Source organism: Apibacter raozihei (assembly GCF_004014855.1).
GTDB lineage: Bacteria > Bacteroidota > Bacteroidia > Flavobacteriales > Weeksellaceae > Apibacter > Apibacter raozihei.
This window is the reverse complement of the sequence record NZ_CP034930.1, coordinates 2,229,461-2,245,957: the sequence shown is the minus strand read 5'-3', so window position 1 is coordinate 2,245,957 and position 16,497 is coordinate 2,229,461. Positions and strand designations below refer to the sequence as shown.

Genomic DNA, 16,497 nt, shown 5'->3' with positions numbered 1-16,497 from the left:
AATAGATTAATGTTTTTATTTTATTTTGATAAGTTCCGCTTTCTAATAAACAAATATTTATTCATTTATCAAACAGTATTTAGCAACTGAAGAACTATTTATAATTATACACTTATCTATCATTCATGCTTTTAAATAAAAGAATTCCCTTTTCCTATATTGTCAGTAAGATAAAAATGGAAATTATTTATGTATTTATTGTGGGTTGTATTTCTCACTATTTAACTATTACATTTTTTCAATCATTACCTAAAATGCCTTTAACAATTCCTGCATTTCTGGGGACGGCTATTTCTATTCTGTTATCATTTAAAATGAGTCAGTCTTATGAAAGGTGGTGGGAAGCCCGGAAGGTTTGGGGCGCAATTGTCAATGACTCCCGTAGCTGGGTAATTCAACTTCAGACTTTTATAGAGAAAGATGAACCTGCGGTACATCAAATGGCTTACAGGCAAATCGCCTGGTGCTATTCTTTGGGACAAACATTACGTGGATTAGATCCTATGAGTAACCTTAAAAGATATATTTCGGAAGATGATATTTTACGTTTACATAAACACAATAATATACCATTGGCTATTATCCAACTAAATGCACAGGAAATTAAACGTTTACGTGAAAATCAAAAGACTGATATTTTTAGCCATAAACAATTGGATAACACCTTAGTACGTCTTTGTGACTCTATGGGTAAAGCTGAAAGAATAAACTCGACAGTTTTTCCTGTCACCTATCGTAAATTTTTACATTTTGCCATCTACGTTTTCGTAATAGTACTTTCTATCTCTTTAGGTGAAATTAATGCTATTTTTGAAATACCTTTGTTAATTATTATTTCATCAATTTTCTTTTTGTTGGAAAAAACGGCTTATCATCTTCAGGATCCGTTTAAAAACCGCCCCAGTGATACATCTGTAACCACCATTGCTCAAACTATTGAAATGAATATAAAAGATTTATTAAATGAGGGGAAAACTGAAAAACCAGAACCAAAAAACGATTTTTATATTCTCTGATTCTTATTTATTCAATTCTTTAATATATTCATAAATAGTTTCCTGAGATCTATTTTTCTTTTTTCTGTTTTTCTGATATGGCTCTTCCAGACCTTCTTTGATAAGTCTGCCTTTTACATTGTCTTCGAATCCCAGTTCAAAGGTGTGCATAATTTCCTGTTTGTTTTGAGCATTTAGTACTGGACAGGCGACTTCTACCCTATGATCTAAATTTCGTGCCATTATATCGGCAGATGAAATGTAAACCATATCGTCTCCTCCATTCTTAAACCAATACATACGCGGATGTTCTAAAAATCGATCTACGATACTTACAATTTTTATATTTTCACTTAGTCCGGGAATTTGAGGAACAATGGAACATATTCCCCTGATTACCATTCTCACCTCTACGCCGTTTCTACTCGCCTCATATAAGTGATCAATAATTTCTTTATCACAAATACTGTTAACTTTCAAGTTAATCTGTGCCGGTAATCCCAGCTGTTTATTCTTTATTTCTCTTTTAATTCCTAATATTAATTTCCTTCTGATTCCCCAGGGACTTACCGCTATATCTTTATAATGCTTGACCAGATAGTTTGCATTAAAAAAACTAAAAACTTCATCTACCTGATTAACTATACTTTCGTTGGCTGTAAAAAGAGTAAAATCTGTATAAACCCGAGCTGTTCCTTCATGAAAATTACCAGTAGAGATAAAAGCATATTTTTCTGCTGCTCCTCTTTGTGGATCTCTTTCGACTATTCCTATTTTAGAATGTACTTTGAGTCCGGGAACTCCGAATATTACTTTTACTCCTTCCTCCTGTAAAGCTTTTGACCATTTAATATTATGTGCTTCATCAAACCTTGCTCTTAGTTCCAAAACAGCTGTTACTTCTTTTCCATTTTTAGCAGCATTAATTAATGCGCTTAAAACCTGAGAATTATCCGCCACTCTGTAGATGGTAATTTTAATTTTCCTAACTTTCGGATCAATGGCTGCTCCTCTCAAAAATTTTAGAAAAACGGAATAATCATAATAAGGTGCATATAATAAGGTATCTTCTTTAGCAAATGCTTTAAAGTAATTATTTTCGTCTTTTAGAATTTTAGGTATTACCGGAACTATTTTTTTGTATTCCAAATCTTTCCTTCCCAAAGTAGGAAATTTCATGAAATCTTTTTTGTTGTGATACTTTCCGCCGGGAGCCAGGCTGTCATATTCATCCAAATCAAACATCCGTTTAATAAACTTCAACGTTTTTAAATCTATGGTTTTATCATAAACCAGACGTACCGGAAGACCTTTATGCCTTTCTTTTAAAGCCCCTGCAACACTTTCCATGAAACTTACCTGCACATCGTTATCTATAGATAAATCTGCATCTTTAGTCAATTTAATAGATTTTGCTTCAATGGTTTCAAATTTAAAAAACTGAAAAATATCTTTCAGGTGATAACGTATAACATCATCTAAAAATATAACATGATGCTTATCATTGATATCCGGTAAAACTAAAAATCGGGAGAAACGATCAGTAGGAACTTCGATAAGAGCATATTGCCGGTTATCATTTTTCTTAAACATGGTAACTATAAGATAAAAAACGTTATCTTTTAAATTAAGTGTTTTATCTCCTTCTTTCCAATAAAGGATGGTGAGTGCATGACTTAGTTTATTTTCAAAGAAGTCCTCAACAAAAGGTTTTAAGGTATCAGGCAATGTTTTATCATCGACAAGTAAAGTCTTTTCACGTGCCAGCTCTTTAATTATCTGTTCGTACAGCCTGTCATATTTTTGTTGCTGATGGGCTACCGTCTGGTTAATTTCTTCAAGCAATTCGGTATCTGTCTGCTCTTCTACAATATTGTTGTATTTACGGTTAAACTGAACCATTCTGGCAATATATGCATATCTGACTTTGTAAAACTCATCCAGATTATTTGAATAAATACCTAAAAAACGTAATCGCTCCAACAAAGGATTTTTTTTATCCATTGCTTCCTGAAGAACTCTTGCATTAAATTTTAACCAGCTTATTTCTCTATTTATATATCTGTTATTCTCCGCTCTTTTCATAGCCCTTAATCGTTTATAATAGGTATAAAATTACAATTTATTTTATTCAAAGGAGTTATTTTATACTTTTATTTAGGTCGTACAGGCAATTCTTAACAATTTTGGAAAATATATGGTGAAAAGAATTTTTAAACTATTTTTATTCAGCCATTCGTTTATATAGATAATAATCTCTTCCTGAAGGTTTTAATTTATATATTTTGTCTAAAATATAATTATCGGAATGCGAAACGGATGAGATATGAAATTCTTTAATTAATTTGTATTGTGATGATACAGCAGAATCTATTCTGCCTTTAAACATAGGCTTGTTATCTTCCAGAATATAATCCGGCTTTAGCTTCCTAAGAATAGTCTGATCCACATTAGGATCTCCTTTTTTAAATTCCTCAGATACTCTTTTGTCGACCAATCCTACATAATCTATTGCTTTAAGTTTAGAAAAATAAGGAATATAGCCGGCTGGCTCTAAATAAATTGTTTTTGTTTTGTCTGGTTCAATACTATCAATATAAAGTCCTACTTTTCTATTATAATTCCATTCTCCGTGACCGGTAGCAATGGAATGTACGGCTTGATATGAAGCCATGGGAATGAAAAATATTATTAAATACGACAGGGTTTTAAATGTCGTGGGTTGATAAACGAAAATTATGATAATCGGTATAAATATAAATATTTGAGGATTCCAGTAATACCAGTCGAACCAACTGTTAGCAAAGCCAAAAACCAACATACGAACCACTGCGTAAGTATATAATATGTATAAAACAAAAAGTTGCTGTTTAGTTATCTTTTTTGAAATTCTTACCAGACACAGCAAAGACAGAACCAATGTGATAATGAATACAAAATTAAATTGAGATATTGAAGACGGAATTTTAATTACTGAGAAAAAATTCGTGTTTTTAAGCATTTCATCGATTCTGATTCCTATACCATCTACCGGTTTTGCATAGGCTAATTTTTTTGCAACAATTGTATTATTTATTATTTCATGAAAATAAAAATAATTAAATCCTACTATGCTGATTATACTTAAAACTCCACCTAAAATAAAGTAATAATTTATTTTCTTATATTTAACTAGATCAAAAATAAAAGTGATCAACATAAACAGAGCCGCATCCAAACGAGTCCATAGTATCAATAATGGTAATAAAACAAAAGCCCAATTCTTTCTATTTACTAATGCATATTTTAAAAATAAAGTGTATAAAAAGAAAAGAAGTCCAAACTCCATGCCTATTGTAGATATTTTTAATGCCGGAGGTAAAAAATTAACAAAAAGTATAAAAAGTATTTTAGATTTATCTTCCTTTAATAAAAGATCCGATAGAATTTTGGTTCCGAATGTAAATACTATATTATTGAATATCAATAATGGATAGATGAAATTATCTGAAAAAATATATTTAAATATAACACTGACTAATACGTATAAATGAGTAGTAGATGCCGATATTCTTTCAGCTCCGTTATATCCGTATACTCCATAATCCAATATGTTTTGGGCCACTCTCCAGGTAATAAATGCATCTTCCTGAATGTGTCGGGTCAATAAAAACAGTAATTTGAAAATGATTATGGCTATAGTGCATAATAAAACACTATTCTTTATTTTGTTGTACATGCTCGCTTAGTAAAAGACAAAAGTATTATTATTTATTAAAAGTACAAAACTCACTCGTTTATAAGAACATATATTTTACATTAAAAAAAGAATAAACGGGAATATATATATCAAAAAACGCCTGTTTAAACTTATTTAAACAGGCGTTTGTATGGGTAAAATACTTATATCGTTATTTTGATTTTATCATGTCATTCAGGACATTAACAGATTCTTTCAGATTAAAATCTTTTTTCATGCCTTTATACCAGTCTTCTCTTTTTGCTTTTAAAACCGTATCGGATTTAAATTTGACCAACTCATACGTAGGTGCTTCCACTTTCAATTTAGCATCAAAAGTAGTTTCTTTTTCATATTTTTTCCCTTGCTCTCTTCTCTTATTCATTTCCGTCATGAATTTTTCATATTGCAAAGGTATTTTTTCAATTTTATCTAATTCCTGAGTCCATTTTCCAGCAGACTCAATCGAAGCTATATATGAATTACCTTTTAATCTTTCATTACTTCTGGCTTTTAAATACTCATAGTTTATTTTAGGAGTTCCCTGCCATTCTGTATATTTCGTAGCTGTAATCTGATCCCAAGGTAAGGCATAAGGTTGCGATTTTTCAAAAATATCCGAATAGGACATCAATCCGGGTATTACAATATCTGAATTAACACCTTTAAGCTGGGTAGAACTACCTGTAATTCTATAGAATTTTTGAATGGTAACTTTTAAAGCTCCGTATTTGTCATCGGCCAGGCTAAACCGGTCTAAAGGAAATATGGTTTGAACTGTCCCTTTACCGTAAGTTTGAACCGGCCCGACAATTATGGCTCTTTTATAATCCTGCATAGCACCCGCAAGGATTTCTGAAGCTGAAGCAGATATCTCGTTAGTCATCATAACTAAAGGTCCGTCCCAGACAACATCTTTTTCTTTGCTATCCAATACCTTTATCTTACCGTTTGAATCTTTTATTTGTACTACAGGACCATTTCCTACAAAAAGACCGGTAATATCTACAACTTCTGATAAAGATCCTCCACCATTACTTCTAACATCCATAATAAGACCTTTGATATTTTGTTTTTTTAATTCGTTGATTTCTCTTTTAATATCATCTGAACAGTCTCTTCCTTTAGAGTTGTTTTCTAAGTTGACATAAAATTCGGGTAAATATAAAATTCCGTATTTATTACCGCTTTCATCGGTAATAACAGCACTTCTAACAAAAGTTTCCTGTATTTCAATTTCTTCACGTACGAGGGAAATTATTTTGGTTGTACCGTCTTTTTTCTCAACGGTTAAAACTACAGTAGTTCCTTCTTCCCCTCTTATTAAACGAATTGCATCGTCCAGCAACATTCCAACTACGCTTACCGGATTCCCTTTTTTTCCTTGTTGGACTTTTATAATCTTGTCTCCGGATTCAATCTGTTTAGATTTCCAAGCAGGCCCTCCTATAACCAGGTCTTTGATTGTCGGATATCCTTTATTATCCTGTAAAGTGGCTCCAATTCCTATGATTTTACCACTCATAGTAGTGTTGAAGTTATCTTTATCTTTTGGAGAAAAGTAAGTCGTATGCAAATCAAATACTTCTGTATAGGAATTTACGAATATTGAAAATAAATCAGATTTTTTTCTCAGTTTAATCTGGCGAAAATATTCAGTAAGATTCTCCTTAATTTTTTTAGTAGCATCAGCTTTGATTTCATCCTGAGTTTTTACCTTTTTTATTGCACCGGTAAGAGAATCTTTTATCTCTTTATTCTGAGAGATGCTATCTTTATTTTTTTGAGAGTTAAACATTTCCTGAAGAATGCTGTACTTTATATAATTTTTCCAGTACGCTTTAGCCTGTGACTGGTCTGCGGGAAACTCTCTTTTCTTTTCGTCTGTTATATAATAATCATCTTCTGTAAATGTAATAGGAGCATTAAATATTTCATTTACATATCCTTCGGTTTCATTAATTCTTTTATAAAGACGATCGATAGTTAAATGAAAAAAAGAAACATCCGTATTAATGAACATATCGCTCATTTTATTCTGATATTTGTTAAACTCATTAATATCCGATTTTAAAAAATATCGTTTAAATGGATCCAAGTCTTCCATGTATTTTTTGAAAACATCTTTCGAGTATTCTTCGTTAAGGGATTTAGGCGCATAACTTGTATATAAAAGAGTTTCTTTGACTCTTTTAAAAATTTCCTTTTCCCTGTCGTCCTGAGATGAAGAATTGAAACAAAATACGAGAAGGCTCATGGAACATAGGGACAGAAATATCCAAGTTTTTCTTAAATTTAACATCTTGAAATCTTTTTAGGAATTAAAAAAAATAAGCTCAAAGGTAAGATTATTTTTAATATAAAAATCTTAGTTTTGCTTTAATTTGAAAAAAACAAAAAAATAAATGAAAAAGCCTTTAATCTTAGTTACGAACGATGATGGAATAACCGCTCCGGGGATACGAGAGTTAATTGATATCATGAACGGAATCGGCGAAGTTTATGTGGTAGCACCCGATAAACCACAAAGTGGTATGGGACATGCTGTAACTATACATTCTACATTAAGAGTTGAAAAAATAATTATAGATAAAGGACCACAAAAAGAATGGGCTTGTAGCGGAACTCCGGTCGACTGTGTAAAACTGGCGATGGATCAATTGCTTCCCAGAAAACCCGATTTATGTGTTTCCGGTATCAACCACGGTTCCAATTCTTCTATTAATGTTATTTATTCCGGAACCATGTCTGCTGCTATTGAAGGCGGAATTGAAGGAATACCTTCGGTAGGTTTCTCACTTTGTGATTTTTCATACAGTGCTGATTTCAAATCTTCCAGAAAGTATATCGAACTCATAGTTAAAAACGTACTTGACAATCCTATGCCTGAAGGAGTGGTATTAAATGTCAATATTCCAAAGGCTGAAGAAAAAGAACTTAAAGGAATAAAAATTTGTCGTCAGGCAAATGCTCTTTGGGAAGAGGAATTTGATAAGCGTATCGACCCTAAAGGTAAGACTTATTATTGGATGACCGGTAAATGGGTAAATCATGATAAAGGTGATGATACTGATGAATGGGCATTGGATAATAATTATATCAGTATTGTTCCCGTTAGATTTGATTTAACTGCATATCATGCTTTAGAAAAAATCAAACAATGGAATTTTATCATCTAAGCTAGCATATTTTTAATTTTTTATATCAATTAACTAAAAATTATATCTCATTTTTCACTTAGGTGTAAAATGTATTAAATTCTGTTAATAATTACGAATCAGAATTATTTTTTTTTATAATTTAGCCACCGTTTAAAAAATTACATACATATGCTATTTAAGAGAAAACCTATTGAACATATTATTGATGAAACAGGTTCTAAATCAAGTTTAAAAAGAACGCTGGGAGCCACAGCTTTAATTGCTTTAGGCGTTGGTGCTGTAGTAGGAGCCGGATTATTTTCCGTAACCGGAAAGGCTGCCGGCGATTATGCAGGACCCGGCATTATGATTTCCTTTATTCTGGCAGCCATCGGGTGTGCATTTGCCGGCCTTTGTTATGCAGAATTTGCATCTATGATTCCGGTAGCCGGAAGTGCTTATACGTATTCTTATGCTACCATGGGAGAGTTTATTGCCTGGATTATCGGCTGGGATCTGGTGCTTGAATATTCGGTAGCTTCTGCTGCGGTAGCTTCTAGCTGGACAGGATATTTTAACCAGTTTTTTCTAAGCTTTAATATTCATCTGCCTCCTGAATTGCTAAAAACCCCTTTTGAAAGTGTAACACTTGCCAATGGTGATGTTGTTCAGGGAATCATCAATCTCCCTGCAGCCGTCATAGTTTGTCTGATGTCTTTAATATTAATGCGTGGAACCAAAGGTTCTGCTTTATTCAATAATTTTATTGTTATATTAAAAGTTGCTATTGTACTTATATTTATAGCCTTAGGCTTTCAATATGTTAAACCTGAAAATTTAAGTCCTATTGTTCCTCCGAATACTACAGGTACATTTGGAGAATTCGGATGGTCGGGTGTTTTCAGAGCCGCAGGACTCATGTTTTTTGCCTATATTGGTTTTGATGCTGTTTCCACAGCTGCACAGGAAGCTAAAAATCCCAAAAAAAATATGCCTATCGGTATCTTGGGTTCTTTATTAATTTGTACTATATTATACGTAACGTTTGCTTATGTAATGACAGGTGTTGTTAATTACACGGAATTTGGAAAAAATGCAAATTCAGATTCTTTAGCTCCTGTGGTTACTGCTATCAGACATATGGGCACAATAGGCGCTGACGGAACAATTATTCCGGCATATCCCTGGTTAAATGTTTTTATAGTGGCTTCGGTACTTTTGGGTTATTCCTCCATTATCCTGGTAATGCTTTTAGGACAAAGCCGTGTTTTCTTTTCTATGAGTCAGGATGGATTAATACCTAAAATGTTTTCCGATGTACATCCTGAATATAAAACTCCAATGAAATCCAACACCATCTTTATGATTTTTATAAGTATATGTGCTGCTTTCATACCTGGAGATGTGATTAGTGAAATGACCAGTATCGGTACACTATTCGCTTTTGTTCTAGTTTGTATTGGAGTTGTCGTGTTGCGTAAAAAAAATCCGGATGCTCCCCGCGGATTTAAAACCCCTTGGGTTCCATTAGTACCTATTCTGGGTGTTCTATCTTGTCTGGGACTGATGGTTTCTTTACCGTTAGACACCTGGATCAGATTGGTTATATGGATGATTATCGGTCTTGATGTATATTTGTGGTACGGAATCGTTAAAAGTAAAATGGCGGTTAACGATACACTTTCTGACAGAGCTCAAAGCTATAGAATAACTTCAATTACAGGTCTGGTTCTTTGTTTTATATTAGGAGGCCTTACGTATGCTCACCACATTTGGGGTGATGGTAAAGATTTTATCCTTGTTTATTCATCAGCCATCCTTTGTATTTTGAATTTTTTCCTTTACATTTACTATATTCTTAAAGCCAAAGCTTTGGTTAAAAATTAATGAATAAGTATGGGAGTTGTTATTGGAATATGCATTTTTGCTATTTTGGGTCTGATTTTATTTTTTTTTCTTGATAGCAAAAAATAATTTAGAGATTTAGTTTATTTATTTTTAAATATACTTTAAGAAAGTAATTAAAATAGTAATTAAGTTAATTATAGTTAAACTATTTAGACTTTTTTATGATTTATTTTAATTACTTTCTTTATTTTTTGTTAATTCTGTTAAATATCAAAAAATAATAATTGTACTTACCAAAAATAAAACACTATCAATCAATCAATTATACAATTTTAACTTTCTTATTATCTATACCGACATCTAAATCTATGGTATAATTATTGTTTTTACATAGAAGTAATAAATTATTTTTAACCTTAATAGATCAAATGATGAGCACCATGGACATAAGTAAAATAGACAATGAGATCAGTGTTTTTAAAAAAGCAATTGTAGAGTTCGCAGAAACGATAAAAAACGAGATACAGCTTAATAAATTTATTGAAGAATCCAGAAGTTATATACAATTTTTAATCACATATTACCTTCGTTTAGGACGTTTGGAATCCGTCAATGAACAAATCAACAGTCTCGATTTAGCACTTTTGGATGAAGTAGAAAGAATTAATAAACGAATAAAATAATATAATAACATATTATAAAAACCATTTTCCTTAAAAGGAAAATGGTTTTTTTATCTAAATATCATCCGATTCAAATTAAAAGGCAGTAAGACAGCTATTCCAGTTTTTTAATATATTCAAATTGATACTCAGGGATTAATTGAGGATGTAAGATTTTAATAATATCAGCTAGTATTCTATCAGCATATAGAGTTCCTGATTCGTAATAATCATTTGCTTTTAACTTATTTTCTCTTTTGTTAAAAATATATATTCGATTATTTTTATAAGCATCAAACCATTCGTAATTTGAATTAGAGGCCAGCATTTCTTTTTTTGTAGAATAGTTACTGGCTCCTATCCAATAATCTGCATTTTTTGCTTTACTGAAAACTTCTTCAAAACTTAACGGAATACTGCCCGAGTCGGAATTATCTTTCCAAATATAATCAGCACCTGCATCTTTAAAAAGCTCGGCTATAAAACTTTTGCCTCCTGCCATATACCAGGTGTCTCCATACATCATTCCCGTTAAAACCGAAGGCTTTTTATCTTGTATTTCTACCTTATTTTTTAACGTTATATAATTATTCTTTATTTTATTATACAAACTATCAGCTTTAGCCGACTCTGAGTATAATCTTCCAAAAAGTTTAAGATATTCTGTCTTTCCCAAAGGATGCAATTCCAGATATTCTTCAATATAAATTACTTTAATTCCCTGCTTTTTAAGCTGGTTTAAAACCTTCTCATAGGAATGATTGTGAGTGGTAAAAATAATATCGGGACGTATAGCCATAATTTTTTCAAAGTTTAAACCGGCATCATTTCCTATATCCTGTATTTTACGATTTACAATGCCGGCATTTATTTCAGTATTATAAAAATAGTGGGGAGAGCATACTCCCGCAATAGTATGAAGTTTTCCTAATGCCTGAATATAGGCAGAGGCCGATGTATGGGTAATAACACATTTAGTAAGCTTAAAATTTACCGGCAGTAATACTTTTTCACCTGCTGAGTAAATTTCAATTTGATCATTTTTATCCTGAATTGAATAATTTTTAGCATATTCATTTTTTAGATTCTCAGAAATATGATTATTCGACTTTTTACAGGAAAAAAATGTAAAAGCTATTATAAGTGCCAGAAATTTATACTTTACGCTTATCGTATTCGTCATGTGATTTTATTTAAAATTCAAAAATACATCAATTTTAATTAGCTTATAAAAACTGATGTTTTGTTTTTTACTAGTTTTAAAAAAATATCAGTTCAGCTTATTTTTTATTTTTATTTTAATAAATATATTATTTCCTTTATTTTTACTACTATCCCTGTCTCTGTTTTTGTCCCTTTTAGCTTCTCTTCCCCTGTCTCTGTTCTTATCTCTCTTTAAATCTCTGCTTCTATCCCTGTTTTTATCACGGTTATTGTCTATATTTTTCCCTCGATTGGCATCCCGGTTATTGTCTACATTCGTCGTTTTACTTGTATCCAGGTTCAAAGTTCCATTTTCTGCAGTTGTTTCCTGCACCATTTTATTCTGCGGTTTATCAGATGTTATGGAAACAGGTTTCGTTATAGATATTGAATCTTTTTGCTGAAAAGGATAATTTGTATCCGATTTTTCTATACGGGTTTCCGGTTGTTGTTCTTTTATGGTGATGGATGTTGAATCAATTTGTATACTATTACCTTCTGAATAGCTTAACTGAATTTTGAAGTTTTTCAAACCCGATGAATTATTGTCGGAATCGGTTTTAATTTTTGTTGCTTGCGCATATAAAATACTATTAATGCTAAGGAAAATCATGCTTAAATACATGCATGCAAAGTTTTTCATGATAATTATTTTTATCACAAATATAAAGTGAGTATTCCCTAATTTTTTTTTCTAAAAATTTACTACTCAATAAAAATAAACAAAAACCTGATCTTCATGCATTTATAAACTAAAATGCTAAAGATTTTGCCCAAACATACCAGTCGATAGCCACCCACTGACCCGAATCTCCCCTGTACCAGATCGTATAGTTATTCTCTTCGTCTTTTTCCCAGGTTACTTCTTTAATCGGCACAGGCTTTTCCCTGTCTTTTCCTTTAAAAATATTATATAATCCTATTCTGAATTCATTAATTAATACGATATCGTTTAATAAGAAATCTTCTTCTTCTATAGGCTTATATTTATGTTTTATTTGTTCGAGTGACCAATCTTTTACTTCTTCAACATTAATATATTTATGCTGCAACTTATTTTTCCCCCTGATTTTATTCTCCTTTTCCTTCTTTTTATTGTTGTTGAAAACAGAAACCCGGTGTTCCCGACAGCCTAAAACTATAATTACGAATAAACAAACATATAAAGCTTTCATAAAAAATAAAATATGGTGTTTACTAAATCACTGTTTAATTGAATCAGCACATAATCAATATGTCGAAGACGCAATTGCTCTCCGATATTTATAATACTATAATAATCCGATTTAAATCCCGGATTCAAGCTATAATCTGTTTGATAAGATTCAGAACGAGGTAGTTTAAGATTACTTATATTGCCCAGTGTACGACCAAACATATGTGCTACAGGCAACTGCTGGTATTTAACGCCATTTCTTACCCTGGTTACAATTTTAGTATCTTCCGTATCCAGATTAATCACCCGTGTATTCCAGTCTATAGAACTTTTTTCAAAACCGCCGGGCGCTATTTTTTTTACATTAACAAACCAATGGGGATTATCAGACACCCATTTTATATCGAAATTAACAACAAAAATAGTATCCTTATGTCTCTTAGCGAAATCAGATTTACCTTTAACCTTTAATTTATAAAATCCCCCCCATTTTTTCCAAACAATATTGTCTATTAATTCATGAAATTTTCGTTTTTCTTTCATGGTCCATGGTGATAAATCACTTAGCCAATTATATTGCCATCTTTCCTGCACCAGAATACTTTTCTTACCTTCATCTACGAAGATATCCATCCTTTCTGTTTTCTTACTAATAGACATAATTAAAAATTAAATAATAAATAAAAACCACACAAATATACTAATTTTATCTTTTAAAAAACTAAAAAAAAGATTTATAAAAATTTAAATGAGATAAATTGTTTAATTATCATTACAATTTTTGGTATTTAATAAATATTTTTTAATAAAAAACCAATCTGACATACTCATTAAAAGAATAAAGTTCAACAATAAATTAAGACAATCAAAATAATATATTTTTTTTTTATTATAAAAAAAAAACAATAAAATTCAAACTTATATTATTGTTTATATAAATTCTCAATTTTTTATTGATATTCAAAAAATATTATTATTTTTGCTCATTATTATTTTTCATCAAATAGGATTAATTTGTTTATTATTTATATTTAAAAATTATTTTATTTCTTTTATTTATACATATGTTATTATAAACCAACATTATATGTACTAATATTATAATTAATTTTTAATAGATAGATATATATCATATAGCAATTACAATCATTTATATTTTTTGAAATAATATTCGATATTAATTTTATCAACATATATAATTTAATATTTATGAAAAAAAAGATCATTATTATTACAATGTCACTTTGCTTTAATTTATTTTTTGGACAAGTAGGGATTGGAACATCCAATCCAGATTCTTCAGCTCTTTTGGATATCAGTTCTACTAATAGAGGAATGCTGATTCCACGAATTACACTAACTTCTAATACTGACAAAAGTATTGTTGGAGGAAACCCTGCAACCGGATTAATGGTTTATAACACAGGAAGTAATACAGGTTTCCCTATTGAAGGATTTTTTTTCTGGAACGGTGATACCTGGAAAAAATTAGATGATAGTGAAATAATTACTCCTAGCATTACTGACCTGCAATGTATAAGCGCAAATTTAACTCCTATGGAATTAACCAGTGGCACACCTTACAGCGGAACTCTATCCGTCCCATATATTGGTGGTAATGGAGGATCCTACAATACAGGGACTAAGCAAGGTCCTGTAAATGGTTTATATTATACTCTTCAGGAAGGAAAATTAGCTATAGGAAATGGAGAAGTTAAATTTCTGGTTGAAGGAACTCCTACTATTACGTCTCCTAACACTATGGATTTAAATATTTCATTTTTAGGTAAAAATTGTACGGCTACTATTGGTAGCACCAATAAAATACAAACCATCAAATATGCACGTACCAATGTATCACCGATTGATTCTAATACACCTAACAATTCTATTACCAGTATCGGTAACTTAAGAGTTCGTTACAACGCTACAACTCCTTCAGCATCAAATATTGAATATTCACCTATTGTAGCATCTCATGTAAGTTTCATATATCATAAAGCCGGTGCTGGTGGTGTTTCTTTAGAAAATTACGGTCAGAGTTCTTCTGTACCCGGAACCTGGTACAACTTTACAAAACTAAATAGTAACTCAGGAAATGCTACTGTCGATCTAAACGCACAAAACAGAGACGTGGGATATGCTATTATTGTTCTGCATAATACCAAAGAGGTATACAGAGTTAGTATTAATGCTAATGGAGATATTGCTTCTAATGGAACTGTTCCTGCAGTTGCCTCCGGAGTTACTTTGTTTGTTGAACAATTGGAATAATAATACAATTATTTTACTATAATTTACGCTTAATTAATATCTAGCCTCTAATTGCTTTCTTGATTAGAGGCTTTTTTAGTAAACATATTTTGACTTGTTATAAGAATAAGATTGGTTTAAGAACTCACAATCATCAAATTCAATTTCTTTATTTTAATGCTATAGCATAATTTTCTAAAAAAATTTATAAATTTCGCTCGCAATAGCAGGTTCTTGTCTTTTTACTTTCTCTCCGTTCTACTTATAAAAGATGGTTTCTGATATTGCACTCTATTAATCTGGGGAACCTAATCCATCAAATTCTTCCGCATATTCAATTAAACTTTTCAAATGAGGTAAATTGTAATAGTTATTTAAAACGAATTCTTTTTTTAGTTTTTTCCAGTCTTCTTCTGAACTATTATAAAAATAAGAACCAAGCATATTCCACCTTCCTCGATTAGTGGTTCTTAAAAAACTATATTTTCTAAATAATTGATCGTAGGTATTGGCAGCATAAGCAAATATTTTATACTTTTCTTTTTCATTAAATATTGACGTTTCTTTATCATTATATGGATTAAATAAAAAATAAGTATATCTATATAAAGCTTCAATATAATCAGTTTTTTGTTCTGTTGTTGTTTCCTCAATATATTTTAATATATCCTCCCGTATTTCTAAATTACCCTTACAATCTTTAACAAAAACATTATTTTTAACAAAATCGCCGGCTTTGGAATAGTTTTTTTCCATGACCCATTTTAATAATTTTTGATCTTTTGTATATCCAAAAGTGGTCACTAATGATTCCATAAAATCTTCATCATTATTGATTAGCCAGGCAAACTGGCTTTGATCGTCATTAAATAAATATTTATTGCGGGAAATAAGTAATTGCTGGTTAAATTTTCTTTGTTTTGATAAACTATAATCATCATTTCTTGAATCTAAATCTTTCCATAACTCTATGGTATAATTATTTTCATTTAAAATATAATGTAACTGTACTTGATTTTCTATTTTAGATATATTAGGGTAGTTCTTTTGATAATCTATGAGTTCTGGAATGTAGTAAAATTTAGAAATTATTTTTCTAACTTTATCTATATAAATTCCATTATAATCTACTCCATTATTAGGGAAATAATTAAAATCTCTGTCACATTTATTAAAAAAATTAATATATAAATATTGTTTATCTGAATTGTTATCAATTATTCTATTTAATTTTAATTTAATATTTTTATTAAAATCAGATTGAATTGGTGTTTTATATCCATTTGAATTTAATAAACTATCTACTAAAAACATAGATACATTTAATTCCTCAAATTCAAAAGCTTTCTTTGGAATTTCAACTCCTGGATCATCAATATAATTATTAGCTCCTTGTTTAAGTTGTTTTTCCAATATAATTTCAATATTTTTTTGTTCGGATACTAAATTATTTTTTCTTTCTTGACAATGAAATAGAGATATTGAAAAAAATAAACTTGTTGTAACTATTATATGTTTCATT

General features: G+C 30.6%; 13 protein-coding genes. 5 read left to right on the top strand and 8 right to left on the bottom strand.

The annotated features are described in order from the left end of the window. The first annotated feature begins 125 nt into the window (after positions 1–125). Positions 126–1,016, top strand: coding sequence for a bestrophin family protein (locus EOV51_RS09980; protein ID WP_128152368.1), 891 nt, complete (start codon positions 126–128; stop codon positions 1,014–1,016). Between the two features lie 3 nt (positions 1,017–1,019). Here EOV51_RS09980 and ppk1 read toward each other — a convergent pair whose 3' ends face one another. From ppk1 to EOV51_RS09965, 3 genes are all read right to left on the bottom strand, one after another. Further along, positions 1,020–3,080 (bottom strand): polyphosphate kinase 1, encoded by a 2,061-nt coding sequence (ppk1, locus tag EOV51_RS09975; RefSeq protein WP_128152365.1) that lies wholly within the window; start codon positions 3,078–3,080, stop codon positions 1,020–1,022. Positions 3,081–3,219: 139 nt separating this feature from the next. Then, complete coding sequence (locus tag EOV51_RS09970) at positions 3,220–4,713, bottom strand: hypothetical protein (RefSeq protein ID WP_128152363.1); 1,494 nt, start codon at positions 4,711–4,713, stop codon at positions 3,220–3,222. Positions 4,714–4,885: 172 nt separating this feature from the next. Next, positions 4,886–7,015: a carboxy terminal-processing peptidase gene (locus EOV51_RS09965; protein WP_128152361.1), complete on the bottom strand. Its 2,130-nt coding sequence runs from the start codon at positions 7,013–7,015 to the stop codon at positions 4,886–4,888. Between the two features lie 103 nt (positions 7,016–7,118). Here EOV51_RS09965 and surE point away from each other — a divergent pair, with 103 nt between their 5' ends. From surE to EOV51_RS09950, 3 genes are all read left to right on the top strand, one after another. Continuing rightward, positions 7,119–7,892 carry a 5'/3'-nucleotidase SurE gene (gene surE / locus EOV51_RS09960; protein WP_128152359.1) on the top strand — a complete coding sequence of 258 codons (774 nt, stop codon included), beginning with the start codon at positions 7,119–7,121 and terminating at the stop codon, positions 7,890–7,892. 150 nt (positions 7,893–8,042) lie between these two features. After that, positions 8,043–9,740: an amino acid permease gene (locus EOV51_RS09955; protein ID WP_128152357.1), complete on the top strand. Its 1,698-nt coding sequence runs from the start codon at positions 8,043–8,045 to the stop codon at positions 9,738–9,740. 401 nt (positions 9,741–10,141) lie between these two features. Next, positions 10,142–10,384 carry a hypothetical protein gene (locus EOV51_RS09950; RefSeq protein WP_128152355.1) on the top strand — a complete coding sequence of 81 codons (243 nt, stop codon included), beginning with the start codon at positions 10,142–10,144 and terminating at the stop codon, positions 10,382–10,384. A 94-nt stretch (positions 10,385–10,478) separates the two neighbouring features. Here EOV51_RS09950 and EOV51_RS09945 read toward each other — a convergent pair whose 3' ends face one another. The 4 genes from EOV51_RS09945 to EOV51_RS09930 all read right to left on the bottom strand — a co-directional run bounded on the left by EOV51_RS09945 (position 10,479) and on the right by EOV51_RS09930 (position 13,382). Then, the gene (locus EOV51_RS09945) at positions 10,479–11,546 is read right to left on the bottom strand and encodes an ABC transporter substrate-binding protein (RefSeq protein WP_128152353.1); all 1,068 of its coding nucleotides are present in this window, start codon (positions 11,544–11,546) and stop codon (positions 10,479–10,481) included. Between the two features lie 87 nt (positions 11,547–11,633). Next, positions 11,634–12,209: a hypothetical protein gene (locus EOV51_RS09940; RefSeq protein ID WP_128152351.1), complete on the bottom strand. Its 576-nt coding sequence runs from the start codon at positions 12,207–12,209 to the stop codon at positions 11,634–11,636. Positions 12,210–12,318: 109 nt separating this feature from the next. Beyond that, positions 12,319–12,741: a C2 domain-containing protein gene (locus EOV51_RS09935; protein ID WP_128152349.1), complete on the bottom strand. Its 423-nt coding sequence runs from the start codon at positions 12,739–12,741 to the stop codon at positions 12,319–12,321. Then, complete coding sequence (locus EOV51_RS09930; protein WP_128152347.1) at positions 12,738–13,382, bottom strand: hypothetical protein; 645 nt, start codon at positions 13,380–13,382, stop codon at positions 12,738–12,740. The genes EOV51_RS09935 and EOV51_RS09930 overlap by 4 nt, the downstream gene beginning before the upstream one ends. Positions 13,383–13,931: 549 nt before the next feature. Here EOV51_RS09930 and EOV51_RS09925 point away from each other — a divergent pair. After that, positions 13,932–14,996: a hypothetical protein gene (locus tag EOV51_RS09925; RefSeq protein ID WP_128152345.1), complete on the top strand. Its 1,065-nt coding sequence runs from the start codon at positions 13,932–13,934 to the stop codon at positions 14,994–14,996. A 273-nt stretch (positions 14,997–15,269) separates the two neighbouring features. Here the strand turns inward: EOV51_RS09925 and EOV51_RS09920 are convergent, their stop codons facing one another. Then, positions 15,270–16,496: a hypothetical protein gene (locus tag EOV51_RS09920; RefSeq protein ID WP_128152343.1), complete on the bottom strand. Its 1,227-nt coding sequence runs from the start codon at positions 16,494–16,496 to the stop codon at positions 15,270–15,272. Position 16,497 lies beyond the last annotated feature (1 nt).